28 protein-coding genes and 1 pseudogene are annotated in these 26271 nt (G+C 68.5%); 18 read left to right on the forward strand and 11 right to left on the reverse strand.

What is annotated here, in order from left to right:
- Nucleotides 1-44 precede the first annotated feature (44 nt).
- From ACTWP6_RS15495 to ACTWP6_RS15515, 5 genes and pseudogenes are all read right to left on the reverse strand, one after another.
- Nucleotides 45-1232, reverse strand: coding sequence for a PE-PPE domain-containing protein (locus ACTWP6_RS15495; protein WP_260752876.1), 1188 nt, complete (start codon nucleotides 1230-1232; stop codon nucleotides 45-47).
- A 149-nt stretch (nucleotides 1233-1381) separates the two neighbouring features.
- Nucleotides 1382-1540, reverse strand: a pseudogene (locus ACTWP6_RS15500) (TetR/AcrR family transcriptional regulator); the annotation flags it as partial.
- Nucleotides 1541-1618: 78 nt separating this feature from the next.
- Nucleotides 1619-2242, reverse strand: a complete 624-nt coding sequence (gene ripD / locus ACTWP6_RS15505; protein ID WP_260752873.1) for an NlpC/P60 family peptidoglycan-binding protein RipD — start codon at nucleotides 2240-2242, stop codon at nucleotides 1619-1621.
- A 198-nt stretch (nucleotides 2243-2440) separates the two neighbouring features.
- Complete coding sequence (tpx, locus tag ACTWP6_RS15510) at nucleotides 2441-2938, reverse strand: thiol peroxidase (protein WP_260752872.1); 498 nt, start codon at nucleotides 2936-2938, stop codon at nucleotides 2441-2443.
- Between the two features lie 48 nt (nucleotides 2939-2986).
- Nucleotides 2987-3673: a DUF899 domain-containing protein gene (locus tag ACTWP6_RS15515; RefSeq protein WP_260752871.1), complete on the reverse strand. Its 687-nt coding sequence runs from the start codon at nucleotides 3671-3673 to the stop codon at nucleotides 2987-2989.
- An 88-nt stretch (nucleotides 3674-3761) separates the two neighbouring features.
- Between ACTWP6_RS15515 and tenA the strand changes: the two genes are divergently transcribed.
- From tenA to aceA, 5 genes are all read left to right on the forward strand, one after another.
- The gene (tenA, locus tag ACTWP6_RS15520) at nucleotides 3762-4460 is read left to right on the forward strand and encodes a thiaminase II (RefSeq protein WP_260752870.1); all 699 of its coding nucleotides are present in this window, start codon (nucleotides 3762-3764) and stop codon (nucleotides 4458-4460) included.
- A 78-nt stretch (nucleotides 4461-4538) separates the two neighbouring features.
- On the forward strand, nucleotides 4539-5810 hold the full coding sequence (locus ACTWP6_RS15525) for a GTP cyclohydrolase II (RefSeq protein ID WP_260752868.1): 1272 nt from the start codon (nucleotides 4539-4541) through the stop codon (nucleotides 5808-5810).
- Entirely contained in the window at nucleotides 5807-7060 is a 1254-nt protein-coding gene (locus ACTWP6_RS15530; protein WP_443188150.1) for a URC4/urg3 family protein, read from the forward strand. The genes ACTWP6_RS15525 and ACTWP6_RS15530 overlap by 4 nt, the downstream gene beginning before the upstream one ends.
- Nucleotides 7060-7701, forward strand: coding sequence for a uracil phosphoribosyltransferase (gene upp / locus ACTWP6_RS15535; protein ID WP_260752866.1), 642 nt, complete (start codon nucleotides 7060-7062; stop codon nucleotides 7699-7701). Before ACTWP6_RS15530 ends, upp begins: the two co-directional genes overlap by 1 nt.
- Nucleotides 7702-7746: 45 nt before the next feature.
- Nucleotides 7747-10035: an isocitrate lyase ICL2 gene (gene aceA, locus ACTWP6_RS15540; RefSeq protein ID WP_443188151.1), complete on the forward strand. Its 2289-nt coding sequence runs from the start codon at nucleotides 7747-7749 to the stop codon at nucleotides 10033-10035.
- Nucleotides 10036-10152: 117 nt separating this feature from the next.
- On the opposite strand, the gene ACTWP6_RS15545 is transcribed toward aceA, so the two are convergent.
- A complete protein-coding gene (locus ACTWP6_RS15545; RefSeq protein ID WP_443188152.1) occupies nucleotides 10153-10950 on the reverse strand; it encodes an SDR family NAD(P)-dependent oxidoreductase in 798 nt (265 codons plus the stop codon).
- A gap of 10 nt (nucleotides 10951-10960) precedes the next feature.
- Here ACTWP6_RS15545 and ACTWP6_RS15550 point away from each other — a divergent pair, with 10 nt between their 5' ends.
- Together ACTWP6_RS15550 and ACTWP6_RS15555 are read left to right on the forward strand one after the other, a co-directional pair.
- Nucleotides 10961-11941, forward strand: a complete 981-nt coding sequence (locus tag ACTWP6_RS15550) for an aldehyde dehydrogenase family protein (protein WP_443188153.1) — start codon at nucleotides 10961-10963, stop codon at nucleotides 11939-11941.
- 2 nt (nucleotides 11942-11943) lie between these two features.
- The gene (locus ACTWP6_RS15555; RefSeq protein ID WP_443188154.1) at nucleotides 11944-12684 is read left to right on the forward strand and encodes an enoyl-CoA hydratase/isomerase family protein; all 741 of its coding nucleotides are present in this window, start codon (nucleotides 11944-11946) and stop codon (nucleotides 12682-12684) included.
- A 16-nt stretch (nucleotides 12685-12700) separates the two neighbouring features.
- On the opposite strand, the gene ACTWP6_RS15560 is transcribed toward ACTWP6_RS15555, so the two are convergent.
- Nucleotides 12701-13477: an O-succinylbenzoate-CoA synthase gene (locus ACTWP6_RS15560; RefSeq protein WP_443188155.1), complete on the reverse strand. Its 777-nt coding sequence runs from the start codon at nucleotides 13475-13477 to the stop codon at nucleotides 12701-12703.
- A 35-nt stretch (nucleotides 13478-13512) separates the two neighbouring features.
- Here ACTWP6_RS15560 and ACTWP6_RS15565 point away from each other — a divergent pair, with 35 nt between their 5' ends.
- Nucleotides 13513-14256, forward strand: a complete 744-nt coding sequence (locus ACTWP6_RS15565; RefSeq protein ID WP_443188156.1) for a glutamine amidotransferase — start codon at nucleotides 13513-13515, stop codon at nucleotides 14254-14256.
- Between the two features lie 24 nt (nucleotides 14257-14280).
- Here the strand turns inward: ACTWP6_RS15565 and ACTWP6_RS15570 are convergent, their stop codons facing one another.
- Nucleotides 14281-14574, reverse strand: a complete 294-nt coding sequence (locus ACTWP6_RS15570) for a Dabb family protein (protein WP_443188157.1) — start codon at nucleotides 14572-14574, stop codon at nucleotides 14281-14283.
- Between the two features lie 220 nt (nucleotides 14575-14794).
- Here ACTWP6_RS15570 and ACTWP6_RS15575 point away from each other — a divergent pair, with 220 nt between their 5' ends.
- Nucleotides 14795-15385, forward strand: coding sequence for a TetR/AcrR family transcriptional regulator (locus tag ACTWP6_RS15575; RefSeq protein ID WP_443188158.1), 591 nt, complete (start codon nucleotides 14795-14797; stop codon nucleotides 15383-15385).
- On the forward strand, nucleotides 15382-16758 hold the full coding sequence (locus tag ACTWP6_RS15580) for a hypothetical protein (RefSeq protein WP_443188159.1): 1377 nt from the start codon (nucleotides 15382-15384) through the stop codon (nucleotides 16756-16758). The genes ACTWP6_RS15575 and ACTWP6_RS15580 overlap by 4 nt, the downstream gene beginning before the upstream one ends.
- Here ACTWP6_RS15580 and ACTWP6_RS15585 read toward each other — a convergent pair whose 3' ends face one another.
- Entirely contained in the window at nucleotides 16759-17442 is a 684-nt protein-coding gene (locus ACTWP6_RS15585; protein ID WP_260752853.1) for an Rv0518 family GDSL lipase, read from the reverse strand. It lies immediately after the preceding gene.
- 60 nt (nucleotides 17443-17502) lie between these two features.
- The gene (locus ACTWP6_RS15590) at nucleotides 17503-18723 is read right to left on the reverse strand and encodes an acyltransferase family protein (RefSeq protein WP_443188160.1); all 1221 of its coding nucleotides are present in this window, start codon (nucleotides 18721-18723) and stop codon (nucleotides 17503-17505) included.
- 274 nt (nucleotides 18724-18997) lie between these two features.
- Between ACTWP6_RS15590 and ACTWP6_RS15595 the strand changes: the two genes are divergently transcribed.
- From ACTWP6_RS15595 to yaaA, 6 genes are all read left to right on the forward strand, one after another.
- Nucleotides 18998-20173, forward strand: coding sequence for a PP2C family protein-serine/threonine phosphatase (locus ACTWP6_RS15595; RefSeq protein WP_260752850.1), 1176 nt, complete (start codon nucleotides 18998-19000; stop codon nucleotides 20171-20173).
- Nucleotides 20170-21771, forward strand: coding sequence for a sensor histidine kinase (locus ACTWP6_RS15600; RefSeq protein ID WP_443188161.1), 1602 nt, complete (start codon nucleotides 20170-20172; stop codon nucleotides 21769-21771). Before ACTWP6_RS15595 ends, ACTWP6_RS15600 begins: the two co-directional genes overlap by 4 nt.
- Nucleotides 21768-22208, forward strand: a complete 441-nt coding sequence (locus ACTWP6_RS15605) for a response regulator (protein ID WP_011780199.1) — start codon at nucleotides 21768-21770, stop codon at nucleotides 22206-22208. Before ACTWP6_RS15600 ends, ACTWP6_RS15605 begins: the two co-directional genes overlap by 4 nt.
- Nucleotide 22209: 1 nt before the next feature.
- A complete protein-coding gene (locus ACTWP6_RS15610) occupies nucleotides 22210-23343 on the forward strand; it encodes an alkaline phosphatase family protein (RefSeq protein ID WP_443188162.1) in 1134 nt (377 codons plus the stop codon).
- Between the two features lie 268 nt (nucleotides 23344-23611).
- The gene (locus ACTWP6_RS15615) at nucleotides 23612-24151 is read left to right on the forward strand and encodes an NlpC/P60 family protein (protein WP_443188163.1); all 540 of its coding nucleotides are present in this window, start codon (nucleotides 23612-23614) and stop codon (nucleotides 24149-24151) included.
- Nucleotides 24152-24208: 57 nt separating this feature from the next.
- On the forward strand, nucleotides 24209-24955 hold the full coding sequence (gene yaaA / locus ACTWP6_RS15620) for a peroxide stress protein YaaA (protein ID WP_443188164.1): 747 nt from the start codon (nucleotides 24209-24211) through the stop codon (nucleotides 24953-24955).
- 21 nt (nucleotides 24956-24976) lie between these two features.
- Here yaaA and ACTWP6_RS15625 read toward each other — a convergent pair whose 3' ends face one another.
- Nucleotides 24977-25489 carry a hypothetical protein gene (locus ACTWP6_RS15625; RefSeq protein WP_443188165.1) on the reverse strand — a complete coding sequence of 171 codons (513 nt, stop codon included), beginning with the start codon at nucleotides 25487-25489 and terminating at the stop codon, nucleotides 24977-24979.
- 88 nt (nucleotides 25490-25577) lie between these two features.
- On the opposite strand from ACTWP6_RS15625, the gene ACTWP6_RS15630 reads away from it, so the two are divergent.
- A complete protein-coding gene (locus ACTWP6_RS15630) occupies nucleotides 25578-25820 on the forward strand; it encodes a hypothetical protein (RefSeq protein ID WP_443188166.1) in 243 nt (80 codons plus the stop codon).
- 10 nt (nucleotides 25821-25830) lie between these two features.
- Entirely contained in the window at nucleotides 25831-26190 is a 360-nt protein-coding gene (locus tag ACTWP6_RS15635) for a hypothetical protein (RefSeq protein ID WP_443188167.1), read from the forward strand.
- Nucleotides 26191-26271 lie beyond the last annotated feature (81 nt).

A 26271-nucleotide genomic window follows, 5' to 3' on the forward strand; every position in this document is an offset into this window, starting at 1 on the left:
CGCCGGAATCTCCTTGTGCAGCAGGACTTGTGAAGTAAAGAAAGCTACTGCTCCGAGCTGTCCGGCTGGTCCGAGCTGGGCGAGCCGTTCGGTTCGGTTGCGGCGCCCTGAAACGCGTGGCCGGATCCGGGCTCAGGAGCGTCCTCGGCTTCGGAGGGTTCGTCGGCGTCGGCAGGTTCGGTAGCGCCGGACGGTTCCTCGGGTGTGTTCTCCTCGACGGTCGCGTCGGTTGGCTCCTCATCCCCGTCCTGCCCTCGGTCGTCGACTTCGACTGTCTGCAAGAGGTTCTCGTCCTTGTGGTCGACGGAGTCGTGGAGTGCGGCGTCGGATTCCGGCACCCACCGGGCGGTCGGCGCGGGGTTGGTGCCGCTCGTGTCGGCGATCTCGACCTCGGCGTCACCGCCCGAGGTATCCGGAATGCTGTGCAGTGCAACGGTTTCTGGGTCGACCAGACCGGGATAGTCCCGGTCGTAGGCGGAGTCGACGATCTCCTTGAGCGGCCCGTTGAGTCTGTCGGCCAGGTCGTCGAGGCCCAGCCGGCGCAACGGCTCCAGCAAGGGAAGGTTCTGGCTGCGGATCAGCACATAAGTGGTGTTGCCGTCGATCCAGACGAGCTTGTCGGCAACGTCCAGATCGACGTCGTCGTATCCGTAGATGTGGACGTACTGGAAGCCCGCGAACGCGTTGGCGAGCGCCAGCAGGTTGAACGGATTGTCCGGGAAGTCGGCTGCGCCGTCGTATTCGAGCGCAATGTCGGTGACGTGGTAATCGCTGTGCGGCGTCGGCGGATCGATGTCGTAGATCGGGCGGACCCCGCCGTACTTGCGCAGCGCATTCCCAAGGAGAACGAAGGACAGGTTCTCCGGCGACGGGCTGCCCGCCCTGCCCCTGTGCTGCTCGATCCAGTCCGCGGCGATCAGCGCCCCTTGGGAGTACCCCATCACGATCGTCTCGCCCGTCGATGATCTGATCGCCGATCGCAGCGCCCGCAACCCGTCGTACTCTCCGACCAGCGGCAGCCCGGACAGGTACGGGACCGGGGTGCAGGTGTTTCCCGAGTCGGCGTCGCAGTAGCCGCCCTGGAAAACCTTGCTCATGTCCCACTCGAGCGTCCCGGCCGCGGTGTATCCCGTCACCGTCAGTACGTTTGCTGCGAGCGCATACGGCGGTGGGCAGGAGCCGGCCAATGCAGCAACCGATGCAACACCGGCCGCGGCGATGATTCCGCGCACGTGTGGTTCCTTCGCATGGAGTGGGCTACCAGAACGAAATAAAGGTAGTCAGGCGAGACGACCCTAATCGACAGGGGTCGATCCCACAACAGGTCCGCGGGACGCGCGAGACGCTGTCAGCGAACACCGTCACCAATATGTACCGGGGGTTAACCCGCCGGAAATATGTTTGCTGCACCTGGATCGCCCACCAGCAGACCGGCTGACGCGAACTTCAGGCCGGCGCGGAGCTCTTCGAGGCTGATCGGGTCGTCGGACTCGATGTAGCGCAGTGTGGTCGAAACGGCCATGTTGAAGAACAGCCAGGCACCGATTGGCGATCGTTCGCCTACCGGGTGCCGGGAGCCGTCGCCCCTTAGGGCGATGAGCCGTCGCGCGCTGCGGTTCTACGCGATGATGCGCACCAGGTAGGGAGTCATGCCGTTGGTGCGCACCGGCGAGACGGCGACCCCGGAATCGGTGGTCTCGACCATCTGACCGTTGCCGACGAACAGGGCCACGCTCTGCGTCCCCTCGGGTCCGTAGAAAATCAGGTCGCCCGGCAGTGCTTGTGCGGGAAGGACTTTCTGGCCCACCTTGTACATCTCGCCGGAGGACCGCGGCAGCTTCACCCCGACGCCGGCGTAGGCATAGACCATCAGGCCGGAGGCATCGAACCCGACCACCTCGATGCGGGGGGCCGGCGCCGGAGCGGGGACGGCCAAGTTGGGAGTGACGCTCGGCAGGTTCAGTCCGGGGGTCAGGTCCAGGGACTGCGCGTCGATCTCGGCCTGGTCCGGGGCAGCGGGTGTGGCCGACTCCGGCAGGGGCGCCGCCACCGTGCCCTTGCCGGGGCCGGACGCGCCGCCACCGCCGTAGGCGAACGGCACGCCGCGCTGGGACAGAGCCCGCGCGATCACGACCTCGACCGCTTTCTGGTTGGTCGCCGATCGCGCGGGCTGTGCCGACGCGAGGCCCGGTGTCGCCAGTACCAGAGCGATACCGATCATGAAGATGAAGACGCGTCGCATTGCAGTCCACCGCTTTCCGCTGCCAGCGCCGTCGCGGGCGCTGGTCTCATCGATTAACAACAGTCACTACAACCACTTCTACACCACATGACATGGTGTTTTGATGTCGTCGCAGGACGGTCGATCAAGGAGATGCGGGACTGGAACCGAACGGTGACCTATCCCGGCGCGTCGCCCTCTATGGTGTGGCGCGCGTCTTTAGTACCGCAGCGCCGCGAGTGCGGCGTCGTAATCCGGCTCCTGGCCGATCTCGGGCACCAGTTCGGTGTAGGCGACGTTGCCGTCGGCTCCGACCACCACCACGGCGCGGGCCAGCAGTCCGGCCATCGGTCCATCTGCGATCGTGATGCCGAAGTCGTCACCGAAGCTGTCGCGGAACGCCGAGGCGGTCGTGACGTTCTCGATGCCCTCCGCGCCGCAGAACCGCTTCTGCGCGAACGGCAGATCCTTCGAGACGCACAGCACCGTCACACCCTCGCCGGCCGCGCTCTCGTTGAACTTGCGCACACTGGCGGCGCAGACCGGGGTGTCGACCGACGGGAAGATGTTGAGCAGCAGGGGTTTGCCGCTGAACTGACCGGCCTCGACGGTGCCGAGATCCGTTCCGGTGAGGGTGAAGCCGGGTGCCGCAGATCCGACGGCGGGCAGGTCGCCGACGGTGTTGATCGGGTTTCCACGCAAAGTTATCTGTGCCATGCCGCACAGTCTGCCAAGCTTGACGCGGTCGGTCGCGACGGGGTTGGTTCAGCGGTGACCGTAGAGGCGGGCGACGTCAGGAGAATCCAGCCAGCCCGAATAGGTGGGGCGCTGCGGCCAGCCCTCGGGCGAATCCTGCCACTCTTCCTGTCGTCCCCACGGCAGCACGTCGATCAGCGGAAACGTGTAGCTCAGCTGCTCGGTGCCCCGGCCGTTGGTGTGCCAGGTGCGGTACACGGTGTCGCCGTGCCGCAGGAACACGTTGACCGCGAATCCGGTGTTCGGCGCGGCGTCGACATCGGTGGCGAACGGGCTGTGCGCCGACGAGTACCACTCCATCGTGTTGCCGACCTTCGTCCGATAGGCCAGGGCCTCCTCGATCGGCCCGGATGTCACGATCACGAATTTCGCGTCGTAGTTGGCCAGGAAGTCCAGCCGGGTGAACTGCGAGGTGTATCCGGTGCAGCCGCCGCACTGCCATTCCGCTCCGTCGGACCACATGTGGTTGTAGACGATTAGCTGCGCGCGACCCTCGAAGATGTCGACCAGCCGGACGGGGCCGTCGGCACCGGTCAGGGTGTAGTCCGGCAGCTGCACCATCGGCAGGCGCCGGCGTTGGGCGGCAATCGCGTCGAGCTCGCGGGTGGCGGCCTTCTCGCGCTTGCGGAGCTCGTCGAGGGCCGCCCGCCACGTCTGGGCGTCGACCACGGGCGGCAGGGCGTGGGTGTCGGTCATTACAGTCGGCCTCCGGCAGATCGGTCGGTATGACACCCATATCGACTCAGCGGCTGCGCAGAACTCATCGTTGGAAAGGAACACCGCCATGAGCGTCGCCCCGCGCATCGGTTCCCACCATCCTGACTCGTGGACGACGAGGTTGTGGACCGACATCGCACCGATCTTCGATGCGATCGTGGCTCACCCGTTCGTCACCGGTCTGACCGACGGCAGCCTGGACCCGGACGCGTTCGCCGGCTATGTTGCCCAGGACGTGCACTACCTGCGGACCTACGCCCGAGCCCTGGCGCTGGTCGGCGGCAAGGCGCCGACGCTCGCCGACACGGCGATGTTCGCCCGGCACGCCGCCGAGGTGTTCGACGTGGAACTGGCGCTGCACGCCGAACTGCTGCCCGCCCTCGGGCTGTCCCCCGACAGCGTCGACCGCGTGCCGGTGTCCCCGACCACGCAGGCCTACAACAGCTATCTGCTGGCGACCGTGTACGACGGTAGCTTCGCCGACGGACTGGCCGCGGTGCTGCCCTGTTACTGGATCTACGCCGAGGTCGGGGCCGAACTGCTCGAGCGCGGCTCCACCGATCCCCGCTATCAGCGCTGGATCGACAGCTACGGCGGGGACGAGTTCGCCGCCACGGTCACCGAGGTGCTCACCCTCGCCGACCACATGGGCCCGGCGCTCACTCCCGCCGAGGAGGCATGTGCGCGTGCGCATTTCGTCACGACGTCGCGCTACGAGTGGATGTTTTTCGATGCCGGGTACCGGCGCGAGCAGTGGCCGGTCTGAGCGGATGACCGGCGTGACAGGCTCGCAGTGATTAAGCTGGCGGCTTCCTGTTGAGCGTGCCGTTCGCCGAGGAGGCCGATGTCCGCCGATGCCGCGCCGCCACCCGCCAAGTCTTCGGGCGGCCACATCAGGCTGACGTCACACAGCGCGGGCGCTGATGCGCCGCGGCTGCGCTGGGGCGCTCCCACCGCCGCCGAGCGCGGCCCCGTGGTCGGCACCACCACCAGCCGCGGGCACCGCAACGTCGTGGGAACCCACAGCGGCGCCTACGGCGTGTACCGGGCACTGGCGGTCGCCGCGGGCAAGCTCTCGCGCGAGCACCGTGCCGATCTGACCGACACCGCGCCGACGGACGTGATCGGGCCGTATCCGCAGTGGGCCGATCCCGTCGCGATCGTGAGCCTCGACCCGTGGGGTGCGATGGTCGCCGACGTCTTCGCCGGCGAGATCGCCGCGGGTGTCGACATCCGCCCGACGATCGCGGTGACCAAGGCGCAGGTGATCCTGCCGGAGGTGCACGACGCGCTCCTGAAGGGGCGGTTGCACCCCGATGGCCGGGTGCTGCTGGGCACCGGCGCCGCGCAGGTCACGAAGGCCGCGGTCGAGCCGGTCTGGTATCTGCCCGGGGTGGCGCAGCGATTCGGCTGCAGCGAAACCGACCTGCGCCGAGTGCTTTTCGAAGAGACCGGCGGGATGTACCCGGAACTGGTCACCCGGTCGGATCTCGACGTGTTCCTGCCGCCGATCGGCGGGCAGACGGTCTACATCTTCGGTGATCCGCGGGACCTGGCCGACCCGTCGGTCGAGTTGACCGCACGCGTTCACGACGAGTGCAACGGCTCGGATGTGTTCGGTTCGGACATCTGCACCTGTCGGCCGTATCTCACGCACGCGATCGAGGAGTGCATCCTGGGCGCGCAGCGCGGCGGCGTGGGCCTGGTCGCCTACTCCCGCAAGGAAGGCCGGGCGCTCGGTGAGGTGACCAAGTTCCTGGTCTACAACGCCCGGAAACGCCAGGCCGGCGGCGACACGGCCGATCAGTACTTCGCCCGCACCGAATGCGTGGCCGGCGTGCAGGACATGCGCTTCCAGGAGTTGATGCCCGATGTCCTGCACTGGCTCGGGATCCGCAAGATCCACCGCCTGGTGTCGATGAGCAACATGAAGTACGACGCGATCACCGGGTCGGGCATCGACGTCGGTGAGCGGGTGTCGATTCCGGACGAGCTCATCCCCGCCGACGCCCGGGTCGAGATCGACGCGAAGATGGCGGCCGGCTACTTCACCCCGGGGCAGGTGCCCGACGCCGACGAGTTGCGCAAGGCCAAGGGCCGGGGGCTCGACGGATGACGGTCCCGGTGACCGCGCCGCCGGACCCGGCCCGGCCCGCCGGCGCCGCCGCGCTGCTGCGGTCCACGGATGCGGTGCGGACCCGGTCCGCGCAGCTGCTGGCCCGGGCCCGTTCGGGGGATTCCCGGTGGTTCACCGTCGACGACGTCGCACTCGACGGCGCCGCCGCCGAGGTCGCTGCCGTCACCCGCGCGCGGTTCCCGGACCTGCGGGTTCCGCTGCACAGCAGGTGGCGCCACTTCGAGGCCGGCGGGGTGGACCGGCGGGCCGAACTGCTCGTGCTCCTCGGTGACGAAGGAGCCGACGAACGGGCACGCGCGATGATCGACCTGACCGTGGTGAGCGTGCTGCTCGACGCCGGCGCGGGCCCCCGATGGAGTTACACCGAGTCGCACGGTGATGCCCGGGCGGAGTTCACCCGGTCGGAGGGGCTGGCGGTGGCCAGCTGGCACGCCTTCGTCTCCGGCATGTTCTCCGGGGATCCGACGCGGCCGCTGCAGGCCGATGCCACCGGGCTGCGCTCGGTCACCGAGGACCGGCTGGCCGCCGCGTTCCAGGTCAGCCAGGCCAACCCGCTGGTCGGGCTGGCCGGCAGAGTCGCGCTGTTGCACCGCCTCGGCGACGCGCTGGCCGCGCAACCCGAGGTGTTCGGCGAACAGAGCCGCCCCGGCGGGCTGTACGACAGACCGGCCGCAGCGGGCGGGGTGCACGCCCACGACATCCTGGCCTGCCTACTGTCGTCATTGTCCGGGATCTGGTTGTCCGGCAATGTGATCGGCGACGAACCGGTGGGTGACTGCTGGCGTCACGGCGCGGTCTGCGGGCCGGGCCTGACCGCCGGCTGGCTGCCGCTGCACAAACTGTCGCAGTGGTTGACCTATTCGCTGCTGGAACCGTTCGAGTGGGGCGGCGTCGCGGTGACCGGCGCGGACACCCTGACCGGACTGCCGGAGTACCGCAACGGCGGGCTGCTGCTCGATCACGGGGTGCTGCGGCTGCGAGACCGCGAGGCGTCGGCGCGGACCTGGGAGCCGGCTGACGAGCTGGTGGTCGAGTGGCGGGCGCTGACGGTGGCGCTGCTCGACGAGATCGCGCCGCGGGTGCGCGACCGGCTCGGGGTCGACGCGCAGCGGATGCCGCTGGGAAGTGTGCTCGAGGGTGGGACATGGGCAGCCGGGCGCGCGTCGGCGCAGCGGCTACGCGGCGGGCTGCCGCCGCTGCCGGTGACCAGTGACGGGACGGTGTTCTGATGGCGGCGGGTCCGGGCGGGGTGCGTGTCGTCGACCATCCTCTGGTGCAGCACAAGATGACGCTGATGCGCCGGAAAGATCTGTCCACCAACAGTTTCCGCCGCTTGGCGCACGAGGTTTCGGCGCTGATGGCCTACGAGGTGCTGCGCGACGTCGCACTGCACGAGGTGGAGGTCCAGACGCCGATGGAGATCACCACCGGCAGCGTGATCGACGGGAAGAAACTGGTCCTGGTCTCGGTGCTGCGCGCGGGCACCGGAATCCTCGACGGGATGCTGGAGGTGGTGCCGTCAGCCCGGGTCGGCCACATCGGCCTCTACCGGGACCCGAAAACCCTTGTCGCGGTGGAGTATTACTTCAAGATGCCGGGCGATCTGCACGAACGCGACGTGATCGTGCTGGACCCGCTGCTGGCCACCGGGAACTCCGCGATCGCGGCCGTCGAGCGGCTTCGCGAGTACCACCCGAAGTCGATCAAGTTCATGTGCCTGCTCGCCTGCCCGGAGGGCGTCGCCGCGCTGGCCGGCGCGCATCCGGACGTGCCGATCTTCACCGCGGCCGTCGACCGCGAGCTCGACCCCGATGGCTACATCCTGCCGGGCCTCGGCGATGTCGCCGACCGGATCTTCGGTACCAAATGACGCCAGTAGTGTTCACCCGCGCCGTCTTGCGCCGTAGGGTGTGTCATGGCCATCATCGAAGCTGACCTTCAGCCCCAGACACCGTTCGAGCACGATGTCGCCGAGACGCAGCGATACTTCGACAGCCCGCGATTCGACGGCATCATCCGTCTCTATACGGCGCGGCAGGTCGCCGAACAGCGCGGCACGATCCCTGCCGACTATCCGACCGCCCGTGAGGCGGCGACCGCGTTCTACCCGCACCTGCGCGAACTGTTCGCCAACGGCAGGAGCATCACCACGTTCGGCCCCTACTCCCCCGGCCAGGCCGTGGTGATGAAGCGGATGGGCATCGAGGGCATCTACCTCGGCGGCTGGGCGACCTCGGCCAAAGGCTCCATCTCCGAGGACCCGGGCCCCGACCTGGCCAGCTATCCGCTCAGCCAGGTGCCGGAGGAGGCCGCCGGCATCGTGCGGGCACTGCTGACCGCGGACCGCAACCAGCAGTACCTGCGTCTGCAGATGAGCGAGGAACAGCGGAAGACGACACCGGCCTACGATTACCGGCCGTTCATCATCGCCGACGCCGACACCGGACACGGCGGGGACCCGCACGTACGCAACCTGATCCGGCGTTTCGTCGAGGCCGGGGTTCCGGGCTACCACATCGAAGACCAGCGTCCCGGCACCAAGAAATGCGGACATCAGGGCGGCAAGGTGCTGGTGCCGTCGGACGAGCAGATCAAGCGGCTCAATGCCGCGCGGTTCCAGCTCGACGTCATGCGAGTGCCGGGCATCATCGTCGCCCGCACCGACGCCGAGGCGGCCAACCTGATCGACAGTCGCGCCGACGAACGCGACCAGCCGTTCCTGCTCGGCGCGACCAACCTGAAGACCCCGTCGTACAAGTCGTGCTACCTGGCGATGATGCGCAGGTTCTACGACAAGGGCGTCACCGAGCTCAACGGCCATCTGCTCTACGCGTTGCCCGACGGTGAGTACGCCACTGCCGAGGCGTGGCTGGAGCGCCAGGGGCTGCTGGCGGTCATCGACGATGCTGCCGCGGGATGGCAGGACGGCACCGAGCCGTCACTGGACGCGGTGTTCGACGAGGTGGAGTCGCGCTTCGTCGACGCGTGGCAGGACGACGCCGGACTCAACACCTACGGCGGCGCCGTGGCCGAGCTGCTGGAATTCCGGGAACGCGAAGGTGAGCCCTCGGCGATGAGCGTGGCCGAATGGCGGGCCTTTGCCGAGCGGGCGCCGCTGTACACGGCCAGGGAGAAAGCCAAGGAACTGGGCGCCGACGTGGCCTGGGACTGCGAGCGGGTCAAGACGCCCGAGGGCTACTACCAGGTCCGCGGCGGCATCCCGTACGCGATCGCGAAGTCGTTGGCGGCCGCCCCGTTCGCCGACGTCCTGTGGATGGAGACCAAGACCGCGGATCTGGCCGACGCCAAGCAGTTCGCCGACGCCATCCACGCCGTCTACCCCGACAAGATGCTCGCCTACAACCTGTCGCCGTCGTTCAACTGGGACACCACCGGCATGTCCGACGAGGAGATGCGGGCGTTCCCCGAGGAGATCGGCAAGATGGGGTTCGTCTTCAACTTCATCACCTACGGCGGCCATCAGGTCGACGGCGTGGCCTCCGAGGAGTTCGCGACGTCGCTGCGCCAGGAGGGCATGCTCGCGCTGGCCCGGCTGCAACGCAAGATGCGGCTCGTCGAATCTCCGTACCGCACACCGCAGACACTCGTCGGCGGGCCGCGCAGCGATGCGGCGCTGGCTGCGTCGTCGGGACGGACGGCGACCACCAAGGCGATGGGCAAGGGTTCGACCCAGCACCAGCATCTGGTGCAGACAGAGGTGCCCAAGAAGCTGCTTGAGGAGTGGCTGGGACTGTGGAGTGAGCACTACGAGCTGCCGGAACGGTTGCATGTGCAGTTACGGCCGCGGCGTGCCGGTTCGGACGTGCTGGACCTGCAGATCCTCGGTGACAGCGAGGATCCGCTGGCCAACGTCGTCGTCGACCCGATCAAGGACCGGCACGGCCGCAGCATTCTGACCGTCCGAGACCAGAACACGTTCGCCGAGCAGATGCGGAAGAAGCGGTTGATGGACCTGATCCATCTGTGGCTGATCCACCGCTTCAAGGCCGAGATCGTTTACTACGTGACGCCGACCGAGGACAACATCTATCAGACCGAGAAGATGAAGTCGCACGGCATCTTCAGCGACGTCTACCAGGAGGTCGGCGAGATCATCGTCGCCGACGTCAACCAGGCTCGCATCGACGAACTGCTCGCCCCCGACCGCAAGGCGCTGCTGCGGCTGATCAGCAAGCAGGACTGAGCGGGGGTTCCAGGCCCGGCGAATCACAGGTATCCACGTTCTGCAGGGAAAGTGCGAGTAGCCGTCTGAAAAAGGTGGATACCTGTGGCTGCTGTGTCCTGCAGCCTGGAAGGTGGGTCAGTGCGCGGTCCAACCGCCGTCGACCAGCAACGACGTACCGGTGGTCAGCGACGACGCCGGACTGGCCAGGTAGGCCACCGCCGCCGCGACCTCGTCCACCGTGCCGAGCCGGCGCAGCGGGATCTCGCCGAGCACCCAGTCCCGGAACTGCGGCTCTGCGAGGCTGCGCGCGGTCAACTCGGTCTCGATGAACGTCGGCGCGACGGTGTTCACCCGGATCCGCTCGCCGGCCAGTTCCAGTGCCAGCGCCTTGGTCATGCCCTCGAGAGCCCACTTCGAGCCGCAGTACAGCGTGCGCTGCGGTCCTCCGACATGTCCCATCTGTGAGCTGATCGACACGATCGATCCGCCCTGGCCGTGCTCGCGCATGCGCGCGACGGCCTGCTGCGTGACGAACAGCGCGGCTTCGACGTTCACCGCCATCACCGCCGAATAGGTGTGCGGGGTGATTTCGTCCAGGCGCTGGGGGATGTTGCGTCCGGCGCTGTTGACCAATACGTCGACGCGGTGACCGGCCATCACCGACCTCACAAACGAGGTGTCGGTGACGTCGCCGACGTGGACGTTCGCCGCGCCGCCGTATTCGGTTGCGAGCTCGGCTGTTTCGTCCAGCGACTTGGCCGTGCGGCCGACCAGGTGCAGTGTTGCGCCCAGTCGCGACAGCGCCACCGCCGAGGCGCGGCCGATGCCCGACCCCGCGCCGGTCACCCACGCATGCCGACCGGTCAGGGACGCCCCGCCGACGAGGGCATCGACCGCGGCGTCGCTCAAGAGCGTCGCCCCGGCGTTGGCCACGGGAAACAGCGTGGTACTCAAGCCATCTGAGCAGACCCCGCTGACCGCGCTGCTGATCGGCGAGCTTGCGCTGGAGGCGGGGATCCCGCCCGGCGTGTTGAACGTCATCCCCGGTCTGGGGCCGGTGGCCGGCGCGGGTCTGGCCGAGCATCCGATGGTCGACAAAGTCGTGTTCACAGGCGGGACGGAGGTCGGCCGGATCATCTCGGTGGCCACCGCGTCGCGTTTCGCGAAGTCGACGGTGGAATTGGGCGGCAAGACCCCGGTCCTGGTGTTCGATGACGTGCCCACCGAGGTTTCGGCGCGGGGCGCCGCGTTCGGCGGTTTCGTCGGCGCCGGACAGACCTGCATCGCAGGAACCCGAATCCTGGTGCAGGAAACCGTATACGACGATTTCGTGGCCGCGCTGGCGGCCCAGGCCGAACGAATCCGGATCGGTGATCCGAGTGAAGCGCAGACCCAGCTTGGCCCGGTCATCTCCGAACGTGCCCGCCAGCGCATCCTGAACTACGTCGAGATCGGCGTTTCCGAAGGGGCGAGGCTGGCCACCGGCGGTGTGGCCGTCGACGTGCCGGGTCTCGACGGCTTCTTCGTTGCGCCGACCGTGCTCGCCGACGTCACCAACCAGATGCGCGTCGCGCGGGAGGAGATCTTCGGCCCCGTCCTGGTGGTGATCCCGTTCAAGGACGAGGCCGATGCCATCGCCATCGCCAACGACTCCCCGTACGGTCTCGGTTCGTCGATCTGGACTCGCGACGTGGCGCGGGCGCACCGCGTCGCCTCGAAGTTGGAGCACGGCATCGTATGGGTCAACGACCACCACCGGCTTGACCCGTGTTCACCGTGGGGCGGTGTGCGTGAAAGCGGCCACGGCCGCGAAGGCGGTACCGAGTCGTTCGACGACTTCACCCATGTGCGCGCGGTGACGGTGCGGACCGCCCCGGACGACGTCGACTGGTACGGCGGCGTAGCGTTGGAAAGGCTGAACTGAAAATGACTGTCACCCAAGATGTCTGGACCGTTCCGGGGCTTAAGGTCGAGCGGGACGGCGCCGTGCTGACGGTCCGTCTGGACAGTCCCGGCGGCAATCTGATGACGATGGACATGTGCGATGCCTTGGCCGGTATCCTCACCACGCCACCTGACGGGGTGCACGTGTTGGTGCTGTCTGCCGCCGGGGACAGCTTCTGCCTCGGGCGGGAGCGAACCGCAGCGACACCCGACGATCTCCCGGGCGAGGTTCGCCGACTGATTGCAGTCAACGACGCGCTGGCGGCGACACCCCTGGTGACCGTGGCCCGGGTCCACGGTGACGCTGCCGGGTTCGGGGTGGGCCTGGCGGCGCTGTGCGACGTCGCCGTCGCGACCCGTGCCGCCCGCTTCAGCTTCCCCGAGGTGCGGATCAACCTGGCACCGGCTCTGGTGCTGGCCTGGCTCCCCCACATGGTGGGCCGTCGTGCCGCATTCTGGCTGACCGCCAGTGGCGCACCGGTCAGCGGTGAGGAGGCTGTCAGCATCGGCCTGATCAACGAGGCGGTCGGCGACGTGGACACGCTCGACGCGGTGATCGCCGAGAAGGTCGACGTGCTGCTGGCGACTGCGCCGCGAGTGCACACCGAGATCCGGGCGATGCTGCGTTCGGTGGAATCGTTGTCCGAACGCCAGTCCTACGAACTGGCCGCCGATCGGCTGGTGCTGGGCTCGCTGCGTAGGTTGCACACCTCGGCCGGCTGACGCGGCCTGGCCACCGCTATAGCAGCGCGGCGGTGCGGTGCAGCAGGGTGCGCCACCGCCCCAGCGTGGCCGGGTCGCTGACCGCGACGCGGGCCAGCCGTTGCGGGTCCGGCCCTGCCGGCATCGGCGCCGCAGGCAGAAAACCGTCTGTCGGCACGAGGGAGCGTGACACGGAGACGACATCGTGATCGGCCAGCCATTGCGGCACCGGCCCGAGGAGCATCGGTGCCTCGGGCAGCGCGGCGGCCAGCGCGAGGTCGGCGGCCAGCCCGATGCTCGTCACGCCGGTGAAAGCCACCGCGCACGGCATGCCCAGCCGCTCGGCCCGTCGCAGCGCGCGCCGCACTCCCCCGAGCGCCCCGCACCGCAGGATCGCGACGTCGGCGCACGTGGGATCCACCGCCAGCAGCTCCGCATCGACGGCGAGGCGCACGTCGACGCGCCGCCGGATCAGGCCGGCGTCGGCGGCGTCGCGGCAGACCAGCTCCACGAGCCCGACATGGGCGTGCCGCGCGATTTGGGAAAGGGCGGCGTCGACGTCGTCGACCTCGACCACGGCCCGCCCAGCGCCGTCACCGACCGGCACCCGGCCCCGAACGGCGTCCGGCCAGCCGACCGTGCTCGGCTCCATGGCCGCGGTCAGCCAGCGTGCCGCGAGCGCGTCGTCGGCACCGGCGGGCGGGCTGAACTCGCCCCAGCCCTGGGGTCCGTCGAGCAGCACTCCCTCCCGCGTGCCGGCGGCGGTGGGGACGGCGAACACCGGGGCGTCGTCGAAATCGATGAAGGTTCTCACTGACCGACAACGTAGCCCGTCGATACGCTTACGCCGTGGCCGACGCCGCGTTTCTGCTGTTGTCGATCCGCGGGGAGGACGAAGCCGCGGACGACGAGTATGCGGCGATGATGCGGTTCTCCGGATTGGACGAGGCTGGACTGCGCCGCGTCCGGCTGACCCACGAGGAACTCGGTGCGGTCGACCTCGCGAGGTGGTCGGGCATCATCCTCGGCGGCGGGCCCTACAACGTCAGCGACGAGCCCGGTGCGAAATCTGCGACGCAGCGCCGGGTGGAGGCAGAGTTGGCCGCGTTGCTCGCCGAGGTGATCGCGACGGACTTTCCGTTCCTGGGCTGCTGTTACGGCATCGGCACCGTCGGCGCGGCGGTCGGCGCGGTGATCGACCGGTCCTACAGCGAGCCGGTCGGCGGGATGACCGTCCATCTGACCGACGACGGCCACCGAGACCCGCTGTTCGCCGGATTGCCGCACACCTTCGACGCGTTCGGCGGACACAAGGAGGCCGCGACGCGGCTGCCGGCTCATGTCGTCCGGCTCGCGCGCTCGGTGGACTGCCCCGTGCAGGCGTTCCGGGTCGGGGCCAACGTCTATGCCACGCAGTTCCATCCCGAGCTCGACGTCGACGGCCTGTGCACCCGCATCGAGGTCTACAAGAACCACGGCTACTTCGCCCCCGAGACGGCGCAGGCGCTCAAAGACGATGCGCGGCAACGGTCCGTGATGCACCCGATGACGGTCCTGCGGCGGTTCGTGCAGCGGTACCGGCGGGCGGGCTAGCGGGTTGCGCCGGCCCGTCCGGTCTCAGCTCGACGGGATCTCGAATTGCGCGCGGGCGATCTGTTCGATGAAAGGCGCCAGCCGCGACCGTAATTCGTTGTGCGCGGGATCCTCGTCGTAACCGCGGTAGGCGGCGACGTCCTCGAAGTCGGCGACGATCACGAAGTCCCAGTTGCCGTCGCGCAGGCCGGCGTCGGAGCCCACGGTGTAGCGCACGGTGCCGGGGCAGTTCAACGCCCGCAGGCCGTTCTGGATGCGTTCCACTTCGGCGGCGGCGTAGCCGGTCGTCAACTTCGCCAGAACCACGTTTCGGATCACGGCCGAACCCTAACAGGGCCACACGCACCTACCTAGTTTCTTGCGCAGCTGCGTGTGACGGTCCGAGACCTGCTGTACTGCAGGCGGTTACGGCGCATCCACATCGCCAAGTCGCGTGGGCCCAAGGTGATGGACGCCGACAAGGGGCGCCCGGCACTTGGCGCTATTTGTCAGATAGAAACGGTTGTGTAGCTACACCATAGTTTCTATAGTGAGGGGCGTGCACAGACGGACGCTGGATCAGCTGATCGGCGACTGCCGAGCCGCGGTCCTGACGGAGGCTGCCGAGTCAGGGATCGGCCGGCTCTCCGTTGAGGGCGTCGCCCGGCGCGCCGGAGTGGCGAAGACGTCGATCTACCGGCACTGGCCCACGGTCGAGGACCTGCTCCTCGACGCGTTAGACGACGCTTACCCCGTCGAGCAGCCCTCCCCGACGGGCGGCGATCTACGGGCCGACCTGTTGCGGTCGCTTGACCTGCTCACGGCGTGGCTGAGCGGGCCGTCGGCACCTGCGGTGGCCGCCGTCCTCGCCGACCGTCGACGACGGCCTGATCTCGCCGAGGCGTTGTACAGCCGCGTCTTCCACTCACACGGTGGACGCTTCACGCGTGTGGTCCTCGAGCACTACGCCGCCCTCGGCGAGATCGACGGCCGGCTGGTGACACCGGTGGTCTGCGACATAGGTGAGGCGCTGGTGATCAAGCACCAGATCGACACCGGCGACCTGCCCGACGACGCCGTCCGGGCCGCCATTGTCGACCAGGCGATCCTGCCCGCAGTCGGGTTCAGCCCCAGGAAAGGAACGCGGTGACGATCCGGATCGACGTGGACTGGGACACTGTCGAGCGCATATCGCAGACCACCCTCACCACACACCTGTGGACTGCTCCCCCGCTGCGGCGGAGCTCGCCGATCCACGACAAGGCCTTCCGGGCGTTACGCGACCTCAACGCCGACCTGGCCCGATTCCTGCCCTGGTTCTCACATCCGCGGATCTCGGTCCCGGCGCTGAACCCGCCGACGACGACCGAAACATCGTGGAACTTCGAGCTTCTCGATCCCTTCGTGGCCGACTTCATGGAGGCCACGCAGGGGCGGCAGGTGGTGATGAACTTCGCCACCATCCCGGCATGGATGTTCACCGCAGATGTCCCAAATCTCCCCGAGGACCCCGATGAGATCGTCTGGAACTACGAGGCAGGTGCCGAACTGCGCGATCCCACCTGCGCTGAGGTGGCCGACTACTTCTTCCGGATCGCCAGCTGGTACATCGCCGGCGGATTCACCGATGAACTCGGGCAGTGGCACGAATCCGGCCACCGCTACCGCTTCGACTATTGGGAGGTGTTGTGCGAGCCGGATATGCGCGGCATGTCACCGCAGACCTACACCAAGCTGTACGACGCGGTGGTGACCCGGCTCCGCCCGTTGGATCCCGAGATGAAGTTCGTCGGGTTGTCGTTGACGCACCTGCACCGGGATCCCGAATACTTCTGGCAGTTCCTCGATCCGGCCAATCACGACGACGGCGCAGCGCCCGATGCCATCTCCTACCACTTCTACGCCCACCCGGAGATCGTGAATCCCTACTCCCGCGAAGGGAATCCACCGTTCAAACAGTGGCGTGACGTGTTCTTCGCACAGGCCGACGCATTCGTCGAGCAGGCACGCTTCATCGAATCGATCCGCCGGCGGATCGCCCCGGCCACCCAGACCTTCGTCAACGAGATCGGCACCTTCACCCCTGAGGTGATGGACCCGGCACCCGACATCCCGGACGAGTACTGGGAGCTCAGCGCGGCCGTGCAGTCCTACCTCTGGGCGCAACTGGTCAGGCTGGGCGTCGATCTCGTCGGTGTCGCCGAGTTCGTCGGTTACCCCGGTATGATCCCCGGTGTCACGCTGCTCGACTGGGCCACCGGCGAGCCCAATGCGCGCTACCGCGCCCTCGAACTGTTGATGCAGCACTTCGGACCGGGTGATTCCGTGGTGTCCACCGCCACCGCCACCGGCGAACCGCAGATGCCCGACCCCCGGGTGTGCGCACAGGGCTTCGTGAGCCCAGACGGCACACGCAGACTTCTGCTGATCAACAAGACCGCGGCACCCGTGGAGATATCCCCACCGTCGGGCCCCGGCTCGCTGTGCCTCGACGCGTACGCCGTGCAGGTGCTCACTCTCTGATCAGAAGGGATGCAATTTGGCGCTGATGAGCGGCGCGATCTTCCCGGCCATGTAGGCGTGCCCGGCGTCGGTGGGGTGCACGCCGTCCGCGCCGATCAGCTCGGGGCGCCCGACGAACCAGCGCGCGGCGATCGGGTCGAAGAACGTCGCCCCGGCCAACTCGGCCTGATATTTCAGCACATCGCGCACGCGCACGATCTCCGGCGGCGGATCCGCTGTCGGCCAAGGGGGTCCGATCACCAGCAGGTCGGCAGTGCGCGCGATCCGGCGAGCCAGGGAGAACGTGCCATACATCGCGATCGACAGCCGCGTCGGGTCGGCCTTCATGTCGTTGCGGGAACCGAAGAACACCACCAGCACGTCGCTGGGTTTGACCGCGCGCACGGTCAGGTCCTCGTACACGCTGCCGCGGTTGCCGCGCGTGCAGTACCCGGCGCCGCCCTCGGCGGCCACCGTCGGCGTCACCGCGATCCCGTGCTCGGTCAGCATCCTCCACACCTGGGGCGACCAGCCTTTCGAACCGTTGCCGCCCTGGTCGCTACCGGTGGTGTACGAATCACCGATCACCGAGACGCGGTTTCCGGCGAACTCGGTGAGGCGCACCTCGCGCTGCTGCGGAGCGTGGGCATACCCGCAGGCGAGCAGCACCGCGAAGGAAAGCACCACTGTCAGAAGGCGACTCACCGGACCAGCCTAATTTCACCGGCGCCGCGACCGCCGTTCGACTCGCCGTCGGGGGCACCGCTATCCGGCCCGCGCGACTGATTGCAGCCGTCCCGCTGCCGGCTCGGTGCGCTCAGCCGGTTGCGCGGAACGCGGCTCCTTCGCTTCGACCATGCGGCGCATCCACCGCCGGGCCGGTTCCTCGACCAGGTGGTAGAGCATGGCCGACGCGACACCCGACACCAGGATGAGCCCGACGACGACGAGTTTGGCCCACCAGCTCGGGACGAGATGGATGTCGAATTGCAGGACAGTCCAGTTCCACACCGTGTGCACGATCTCGTGAATCATGTAGAGGCCGAACGAGATGTGCCCGAGGTAGACCATCACCCGGGTGGACAGCAGGGCCGGCAGCGTGCCCGCGCCGATCGACAATGCGATCACCAGCGGCACGAACAGCACGTCCACCAGGGCGCCGCCGTCGAGCATGTCGCCGGGCGGGTTCGCGTCCAGCAGGTACAACCCGCCGACGATCGCGGCGCCCAGCAGCAGCGATGCCACGCCCGCGGTCCGGCGCATCCGGTCGGTGAGTACGAGTTTGCGCACGGCCGCGCACGCCAGCGCCCCGGCGGTGAACTGCATGACGATGCGTGGCAGCCAGCTCCACGGCGTGTAGAACACCCCGTGCGCCAGCAGCAGCAGGGTCGGCGCCATCGCGGCGGCCACGGCCAGCCAGATCAGCCCGCGGGCCCGCGACGCGGCCGCGATCCGGAAGATGACCAGCACCAGTCCGCCGAACAACAGGTAGGCCAACCATTCCGCGCTGATCGACCAGGCGGGCCCGTTCCAGCTCGACCCGTCGAAATACGGCTGGAACCACAGCTGGGTCAGCAGCACCTGTTTGAGCCAGCTCAACGCGTTCAGCGACTCGATCACCGGCGGCGGCAGCGGGTATCCGCCGACGTAGAGCGTGAAGACCGCGAACGCGGCGGCCAGGTGCATCGTCACCAGATACACCGGCCACACCCGGGCCAGCCGCAGCCACAGGAACCGCAGGGTCGACCGTGTCGACCAACTCTCCCCCATGCGATCCAGGTAGTTCCACGTCAGCACGAACCCGCTGAGGATGAAGAACAGGTCGACGCCCTGGGCGCCCGCGTTCAGGATCGGCGCCAGCGCGGTGGTGGCGCCGGGCGCCGCCTCGGCGAGCATCGGCCGGAAATGGAACAGCACCACCCAGAGCGCGGCGACGATGCGCAAGCCGGACAAGGCTCTGATCTCTCCGGTGCGCACACGACTCATTTCGTAAGATTCCAGGCAGCTTTTCGCGGTCAGCGTCGTCGGTGACGGTCCCGGCCGTGACTCGGGAGACGGCGAACGCGGCAGGGCCGCCCACCCCGTGATCTCATACCGGCGACCGGTCGCAGGTTACCAGCGACCGTCCCGCGCACAGGGGACGCAACGCCGCGGCACGCCTTGTCCTTCGCGTGGGACGCGCCCGGGTATTCTCCAGAAATTGTCAATCAAACAGATCCCCGCGTCCGTGCGGCGCGGGTCAACGGGGGTGTCGGTTCACATGCTCGCCCCGAGTAACGGCGACACGCTGTCGCTGCTCCTCGTGGAGGACGATCGCGCAGACGCGATCCTGGTCGAAGAGTTGATCGCCGACGCCGGGGCCGACATCTGCGTGGTCTGGGCCGAATCGATGGCGCGGGCCGAGCAGGAGATCTCGATCGCCCGGCCCGACTGCATCCTGCTGGACCTGCACCTGCACGACACCCACGGGATCGACGGGGTCAACCGCATCGCCAAACACGACCCGGCCATCCCGATCGTCGTGCTCACCGGACTCAACGACGAACACGTCGGCGTGTCGGCGGTTTCGGCGGGCGCGCAGGACTATCTGGTCAAGGACCGGGTCGATCCCGAGGTGCTGCGCCGCGCGGTGCTGTACGCGATCGAACGCAAGCGGGCCGAGCTCACCGCGGTCGACCTGCACGCCAGCCAGCTGCGGGCCCGCGAAAACGCCCGGCTCGAACGCGGGTTGCTGCCCTCGCCGCTGCTGCTCGACGATCCAGGCGTCGAGATCGTCACCCAGTATCGGCCCAGCCGGGAGAACGCGCTGCTCGGCGGCGACTTCTACGATTTCGTGCAGACGCCGGACCGCACGGTGCACGTGATGATCGGCGACGTGGCCGGTCACGGCGCCGATGAGGCCGCGCTCGGGGTGGCGCTGCGCATCGCGTGGCGGGCGCTGACCTTCGCCGGGCTGCGCGGCGCGGACCGGATGAAACAGCTGGAGCGGATCCTGCGCGCCGAGCGCGCTGGTCGCGGCATCTTCGCGACGGTGCTCAGCCTCGCGATCCCGCCGGAGGGTCCGATGATCACCGCGGTGCGGGCCGGCCATCCGGGCATGCTGTTGCACGGCCAGGGCACCGTCGACTGGGTCGAACCGCCGGGCGGCCCGGCGCTGGGCCTGCACGGACGCGACTGGGAGCCCCAGCAGATCGAGTTGCCGCCGGGCAAGGGGCTGGTGTTGCTGACCGACGGCCTGTTCGAGGGACACATCGGCCGTGGCAACGAGCGTCTCGGTGAACACGGCCTGCTCGAGTTGGCGCGCTCGCTGGCCGCGCTACCCGGACGCGCATTCGTCGACGCGCTCATCGACGCCGTCGAGGAGCGGGCGGCGTCGCACGGCGGGATCGCCGACGACATCGCGGTGGTGCGGGTGGAACGGACGGCACGCGCATGAGCCCCGACCAGCGCGGCGTGCGCGCCCTCACGGTGCAGGGCTGGCAGTACCTGGTGCTGTCGGTGATGGGCCTGGTGGTGCTGCTCGGCGGTGTGACGGTGGCGGTGCTGCTCAACCGCACCGATCACCTGTCCGGTCAGGTCATCAACCAGATCCAGCCGGCGCGGGTGGCCGCCTACCAGCTGCAGGCCGCGCTGCGCGACCAGGAGACCGCGGTGCGCGGCTACCTGATCACCGCGGACCGTCAGTTTCTGGTGCCCTACGACGAGGGCCGCGCCCTCGAACAACAGGCCGCGGCCGACATCCGCCAACTCGAGCAGGATCGTCCCGACCTGCTCGACGATCTCGACGCGATCGAGCAGGCCTCTGGCGCGTGGCGCGTCGAGTACGCCGAGCCGGTGATCGCCGAGGTTCGCCCGGGCGCCCCCGGCCCGGTCAACCCCGCCCTGACCGAGATCGGCAAGAACGATTTCGACACGCTGCGCGCGCTTTTCGCCACGCAGAACGAGCACCTGGCACAGGCCCGCACCGACGGTGTCGCCGAGCTCGAGCGGGTGCGGACCCTGCGCAACGCGGTGCTGCTGGCGATAGCGGTGACATTCGTGGTGACCATCGTGGCGCTGGCGGTGCTGCTGCGCGTCGCGCTGGTGCGGCCGCTGTCCCGGCTGGCCGCCGCGTGCCGGCGCATCGCCGAGGGTAACTTCGGTGAGCGGATCGTCGCGCAGGGGCCGCGCGACATCCGGCTTATCAGTCTTGATGTCGAGCACATGCGCCAACGGATCGTCGCCGAACTCGAGGCGTCGCGCGAGGCCAACGAGACCCTCGACATCCACGCCGAGGAGTTGCGCCGGTCCAACGCCGAGCTGGAACAGTTCGCCTATGTGGCCTCCCACGACCTGCAGGAGCCGTTGCGCAAGGTCGCCTCGTTCTGCCAGCTGCTGGAGAAGCGCTACGGCGACAAGCTCGACGAACGCGGTGTCGAGTACATCGGGTTCGCGGTTGACGGCGCCAAACGCATGCAGGTCCTCATCAACGATCTGCTGACCTTCTCGCGGGTGGGACGGCTCAACGCCACCGAAGCCGACGTCGACCTCGGCACCGTGCTCGACACCGCGCTGGGCAACCTGTCCACCGCGGTCGAGGAGTCCGGAGCGGTCATCCAGCGGCCGGCGGGCGGGCTGCCGACGGTCAAGGGCGACCCCACGCTGCTGACCATGCTGTGGCAGAACCTGGTCGGCAACGCGGTGAAGTTCCGCCGCGAGGGGGTGGCCCCGCGCGTCGTCATCGACGTGGTCCGGGAGGTCGCCGACGGCGACGGGAACCAGGCGGACAACTGGTCGTTCACCGTGACCGACAACGGCATCGGCATCGCGCCCGAGTTCGCCGACAAGGTATTCGTGATCTTCCAGCGCCTGCACGGCCGCGACGCGTACACCGGCACGGGCATCGGGCTGGCCCTGTGCAAGAAGATCGTCGAACACCACGGCGGCGCCATCTGGATCGACACGGCGCACACCGGTGGCACCCGGTTCCATTTCACGTTGCCGATCACCGCGGATGACACGGCACCCAGACTCCTGGAAGGATCGACCACATGACTCCGGCTGAACGCGCCATCGACGTCCTGCTCATCGAGGACGACCCCGGGGACGAGCTGATCACGCGGGAAGCGTTCGAGCACAACAAGATCAAGAACACCTTGCACGTCGCCCACGACGGCGAGGAAGGCCTGGACTTTCTGTACCGGCGCGGCGCCTACACCGATGCGCCTCGTCCGGACCTGGTCCTGCTAGACCTGAACCTGCCGAAGTACGACGGTCGCCAGCTGCTCGAGCAGATCAAGTCCGACCCTGACCTGAGCCACATCCCGGTGGTGGTGCTGACCACCTCGTCGGCCGAAGAGGACATTTTGCGCAGCTACAAGCTGCACGCCAACGCCTACGTCACCAAGCCGGTCGACCTGGACCAGTTCATGAACGCGGTACGCCAGATCGACGAGTTCTTCGTGCAGGTGGTCCGGCTTCCACAGTTCTGACGTGGAGCTGCCCCGTCCGGATCCGGCGCTACCGCACCTGGCCGACGTCGCGCCCTCGGTGCTGGCGGCGATGGGCGTGACGGGGTTCGAACCGCGTATCCCGCTGCCCTACGATGTGGCCGGCGCGTGTGTGCTGCTGATCGACGGGCTGGGCGCCGAACTGCTCGATACCTACGCTGCCGACGCACCGGTGCTCGCCGGACTGCGCGGTGCCACCCTGCAGGTCGGTTTCCCCTCGACCACCGCGGCCGGGCTGGCCGCGGTGGGGACCGGGTGCCGCTCCGGGCAGCACGGCATGGTAGGGATGTCCTTCCGTCTGCCCGACATCGGGGTGATCAACGCGCTGCGATGGCGGCCGCATCCCTGGGGCGGTGACCTGCGTGAGAAGGCCGTTCCGGAGGCCGTGCAACCGCAGGCCACGGTGTTCGAACGGGCCTCATCGGCCGGTGCTGCGGTCTCGGTGATCTCGGGCGCCCAGTTCGCCGGTTCGGGACTGACCCGCGCGGTGCTGCGTGGTGGCACCTACCGAGGTGTGCACGCGATGGGCGACCTGGCGGACACCATCGGTGCGGTGATCACCGGTCGGGGCTTCTGCTACGGGTACCACGCCGACCTCGACCTGGTCGGACATCTGCACGGGCCCGGTTCGCCGGCGTGGCGCCTGCAGTTGCGGCAGGTGGACACCATGGTCGAATCGATCGTCGAGAATCTGCCCGTCGGGGGTCTGCTCGCGGTGGTGGCCGACCACGGCATGGTCGAGCTCGACGACAGCGCAGTGGATCTCGACGCAGTCTCCGAACTCTCCGACGGGGTGGACGCGCTCGGCGGCGAGGTGCGGGCCCGCCACATCTATACCCGGCCCGGTGCCACCGACGAGGTGCTGGCGACCTGGCGCACCGCTCTCGGTGACAGGGCGTGGGTCGTCACCCGCGACGAGGCGGTGGCGGCGGGCTGGTTCGGCGAACGCGTCACCGATGAGGTCCGACCGCGGATCGGTGACGTGGTGGCCGCCGCCCGGGGCTGCTCGGGTCTGCTGCGCCGCAGTGCCGAACCCCTAGAGTCGTCGCTGGTGGGACAGCATGGGTCGCTGACGGACGCCGAGCAGCGGATCCCGCTGTTGCTGGCGCATCGCTGAGCGGCCGCACAGCACCTCGCGGTCCATCCTGCAGCAAACCCGCACACCATCCGCGCCGGAGAATGCGCGAGTGCTCTCGCATTCCCTGGAAATTCGCGTAATGCCCTGAACTGCAATGGGATTGAGAACCGAAAAGTGCTACCGAGATGTCCTGCGAATACGGGCGCTGCACAACGTTTTTCGTGAGATGTGGGCCGATTGAACGTGTATTGTGCCTGCCGTCACAGATTTTGGGTGTATTAGAGACCCTCTGTTAACGTGCGTCCGCATGTTTGCCATCGCAACACTCTTGACGCTTGTCAGCCAGGTGTCGGGCACGCCGTACGTGTCCGGCGGGGACTCCCCCGCGGGCACCGACTGTTCGGGCCTGGTGTCCTGGGTGACCAATGCCGCGACCGGCAGGCCGGTCTATGGAGACAGGTTCCACACCGGCAACATCGAGAGCGCTCTGCTGGCCCGCGGCTTCCAGTACGGCAGCCAGCCCGGCGCGCTGGTGGTGGGTTGGAATGGTGGGCACACCGCGGTGACGCTGCCCGACGGCACGCCGGTGTCCTCGGGCGAGGGCGGCGGCGTGAAGGTCGGCGGCGGCGGCGCCTACCAGGACCAGTTCACCAATCACATGTTCCTGCCGATGCCGGCCGAGGTGCCGCCGGTTCCGGACCCGATGCTCGCCCCGCCGATGGCCCCGCCGCCGGCCGCCGTGCCGCCCCCGCCGATGGCCCCGCCGGGCGCCGTGCCGCCCCCGCCCCCGCCGGCGCAACCGGTGATGCTGGCCGGCCAGGAGATCGCGGCGCCGCCGGCACCGTGAGTCAGCGCACCGACACCCTGAGCCGGGACCGACGGCACGGGCACTAGCCTCTGTGCGGTGATCGTGCTGCTGCCGCCTTCGGAGACCAAGCGTTCCGGCGGGGACGGACCGCCGCTGTCGCTGGAGTCGATGAGCTCACCAGAGCTGCGTGGCCTCCGCGCCGAGCTCGTCGACGAACTGGTCGACCTGGCCGCCGATCGGCCTGCCAGCCGCAAGGCCCTCTCGATCTCGCCGTCCCAGGACGGCGAGATCGACCGCAACGCCGCGCTGCGGACCGCGCCGACGCTGCCGGCCATCCGGCGATACACCGGCGTGCTCTACGACGCACTGGATGCCGAATCGCTGAAGGGGGCGGCCGCAGCCCGCGCCGAGGCGAGGCTGGCCGTCGGATCTGCGTTGTTCGGGCTGCTGCGGGCCGGAGACCACATCCCGGCCTACCGGCTGTCGGCCGGTTCGAAGCTACCGGGACGCCCGACGCTGGCGGCCCGCTGGAAACCGGTGCTCGAACCCGTGCTCGCCGAGATCGCCGCAAATGAGTTGGTCGTCGACCTGCGGTCGGGGTCCTACGCCGCGCTGGGCAAGCTGCCCCACGCCGTATCAGTGGACGTGGTGGCCGAACACGACGACGGCCGGCGCACGACCGTCAGCCACTTCAACAAGGCACACAAGGGACGGCTGGCCCGCGTATTGGCGAGCACCCGTTCCGAGCCTGCCGATGCCGCGGCCGTCGCCGCGGTGGCCCGACGGGCCGACATGCGTGTCGAGCGTCACGGCGACCATCTGACGGTCGTGGTGCCCGCCTGACGAGAGTCGTTGCGGCAGAGGTTAGATCGAGATCACGAAGTCGGTGGTATAGAACTCCGCGGGGGTCTGCGACATCGGGCTCGGCCGGCTCACCGAAGCCCACACCCCGGTGGCGCCGGACGCGATCGGCCCGCGCACGCTGACCGCTCCCCCTCCTGCGGCGTCGGTGAACAGCGTCGCGGCGATCACCCCCGGGTCACCGGCACCGCAGCCTTCCGCGGAGGCTCGCGGCATTTGCACCACTCGGACCTCGTACTGAGCGTTCGGCGCACCGGTCGCCATCTGCAGGTCGGCCACCACAGTGCCGCCCTCGGTCCGGAACTGGCCGACGAGCCGACCGTAGGAGGTGGGCCCGGTGTAGGCGAACTTGCTGAAGTCGCACCGCCGCCACGTCTGACTGAACGGCGCCGTGATGGTGCCCGCCGACATGTCCGGCCGGGCCCCGGCGGTTCCGGACCCGCCCGGAATCACACCCAACCCGGAGGCGGCGACGACGGCGGCGACGGTGAGGGAGATTCTGTCCAGACGGCGCATCCGTGGATTCTCTCACCCCACCCGCGGGAGCGGACCACCTCGGCCCAACCGTTGACGTCCGAATGCCGACACGGGAGACTTCGCCCCGATGTCGACATTGTGGCTCTACGCGCGGATCCAGGGAATGACCCTGGTCTTCGGGATCGTCGGGCCCATCTTTCTCGTCGTGTATTTCGTGCTCCAGCCTGATCCCACCGTGCGCTGGATGTACTGGTGGGGTTTGCTCATCACCGCCGCCGACGTGCTGATCGCGCTTGCCATCACCGACTCGATGGTCAGTCGTCCTCGCGACCTCGCCGCGAATTCCGCCGCGCCGTCGTCGTCCCGGTGATACTGACGCGATGGGATACCCCGGATACCCGGTGCCCGCCGCTGCGCGGAGATCGGGCGCCGACATCGCGATCTCGATCGTGCTGCTGGTTCTCACGGTGCTCTTCGGCGCCGTCGCCGCGTTCTTCGGCCTGTTCTCACTGGCCTTCCTCGACCACTGCCCACCGCCGGCCTGCAGCATCGACGGTGCGGTGAACGCCGTCTTCACCTCTCTGTTGGCCGCCGCCGCCGTTGGTGTGACCGGACTCGTGGCGACCCTGGTGGCGCTGGTGCGCCGCAAGACCGCCTGGCCGTTCGCCGTCGGGACGTTCGTGCTGTGCGTGCTGGCGGTCGGCCTGGGCGTCGTCGGCTACTCCTCGGCAGTGGGCTGACCCGTGACAGAGAGGACGCGGACGCTGCGAGACATCCGGGAACGACAAAGGCGCCGAGGACAGACCCACCACAGTCGGGTC

This window comes from Mycobacterium sp. 4D054, from assembly GCF_052245755.1.
In the GTDB taxonomy this organism is placed as follows: Bacteria; Actinomycetota; Actinomycetes; order Mycobacteriales; family Mycobacteriaceae; genus Mycobacterium.

Excerpts from the sequence above, each read along its gene's own strand:
- ACTWP6_RS15600 (WP_443188161.1), top strand. The coding sequence starts at position 20,170 with ATGAGCCCCGACCAGCGCGGCGTGCGCGCCCTCACGGTGCAGGGCTGG.
- ACTWP6_RS15590 (WP_443188160.1), bottom strand. The coding sequence starts at position 18,723 with ATGAGTCGTGTGCGCACCGGAGAGATCAGAGCCTTGTCCGGCTTGCGC.
- tpx (WP_260752872.1), bottom strand. The coding sequence starts at position 2,938 with ATGGCACAGATAACTTTGCGTGGAAACCCGATCAACACCGTCGGCGAC.
- tenA (WP_260752870.1), top strand. The coding sequence starts at position 3,762 with ATGAGCGTCGCCCCGCGCATCGGTTCCCACCATCCTGACTCGTGGACG.
- ACTWP6_RS15530 (WP_443188150.1), top strand. The coding sequence starts at position 5,807 with ATGACGGTCCCGGTGACCGCGCCGCCGGACCCGGCCCGGCCCGCCGGC.
- aceA (WP_443188151.1), top strand. The coding sequence starts at position 7,747 with ATGGCCATCATCGAAGCTGACCTTCAGCCCCAGACACCGTTCGAGCAC.
- ACTWP6_RS15595 (WP_260752850.1), top strand. The coding sequence starts at position 18,998 with ATGCTCGCCCCGAGTAACGGCGACACGCTGTCGCTGCTCCTCGTGGAG.
- ACTWP6_RS15555 (WP_443188154.1), top strand. The coding sequence starts at position 11,944 with ATGACTGTCACCCAAGATGTCTGGACCGTTCCGGGGCTTAAGGTCGAG.
- ACTWP6_RS15515 (WP_260752871.1), bottom strand. The coding sequence starts at position 3,673 with ATGACCGACACCCACGCCCTGCCGCCCGTGGTCGACGCCCAGACGTGG.
- ACTWP6_RS15630 (WP_443188166.1), top strand. The coding sequence starts at position 25,578 with ATGTCGACATTGTGGCTCTACGCGCGGATCCAGGGAATGACCCTGGTC.
- ACTWP6_RS15625 (WP_443188165.1), bottom strand. The coding sequence starts at position 25,489 with ATGCGCCGTCTGGACAGAATCTCCCTCACCGTCGCCGCCGTCGTCGCC.
- ACTWP6_RS15525 (WP_260752868.1), top strand. The coding sequence starts at position 4,539 with ATGTCCGCCGATGCCGCGCCGCCACCCGCCAAGTCTTCGGGCGGCCAC.
- ripD (WP_260752873.1), bottom strand. The coding sequence starts at position 2,242 with ATGCGACGCGTCTTCATCTTCATGATCGGTATCGCTCTGGTACTGGCG.
- upp (WP_260752866.1), top strand. The coding sequence starts at position 7,060 with ATGGCGGCGGGTCCGGGCGGGGTGCGTGTCGTCGACCATCCTCTGGTG.
- ACTWP6_RS15605 (WP_011780199.1), top strand. The coding sequence starts at position 21,768 with ATGACTCCGGCTGAACGCGCCATCGACGTCCTGCTCATCGAGGACGAC.
- ACTWP6_RS15635 (WP_443188167.1), top strand. The coding sequence starts at position 25,831 with ATGGGATACCCCGGATACCCGGTGCCCGCCGCTGCGCGGAGATCGGGC.
- ACTWP6_RS15615 (WP_443188163.1), top strand. The coding sequence starts at position 23,612 with ATGTTTGCCATCGCAACACTCTTGACGCTTGTCAGCCAGGTGTCGGGC.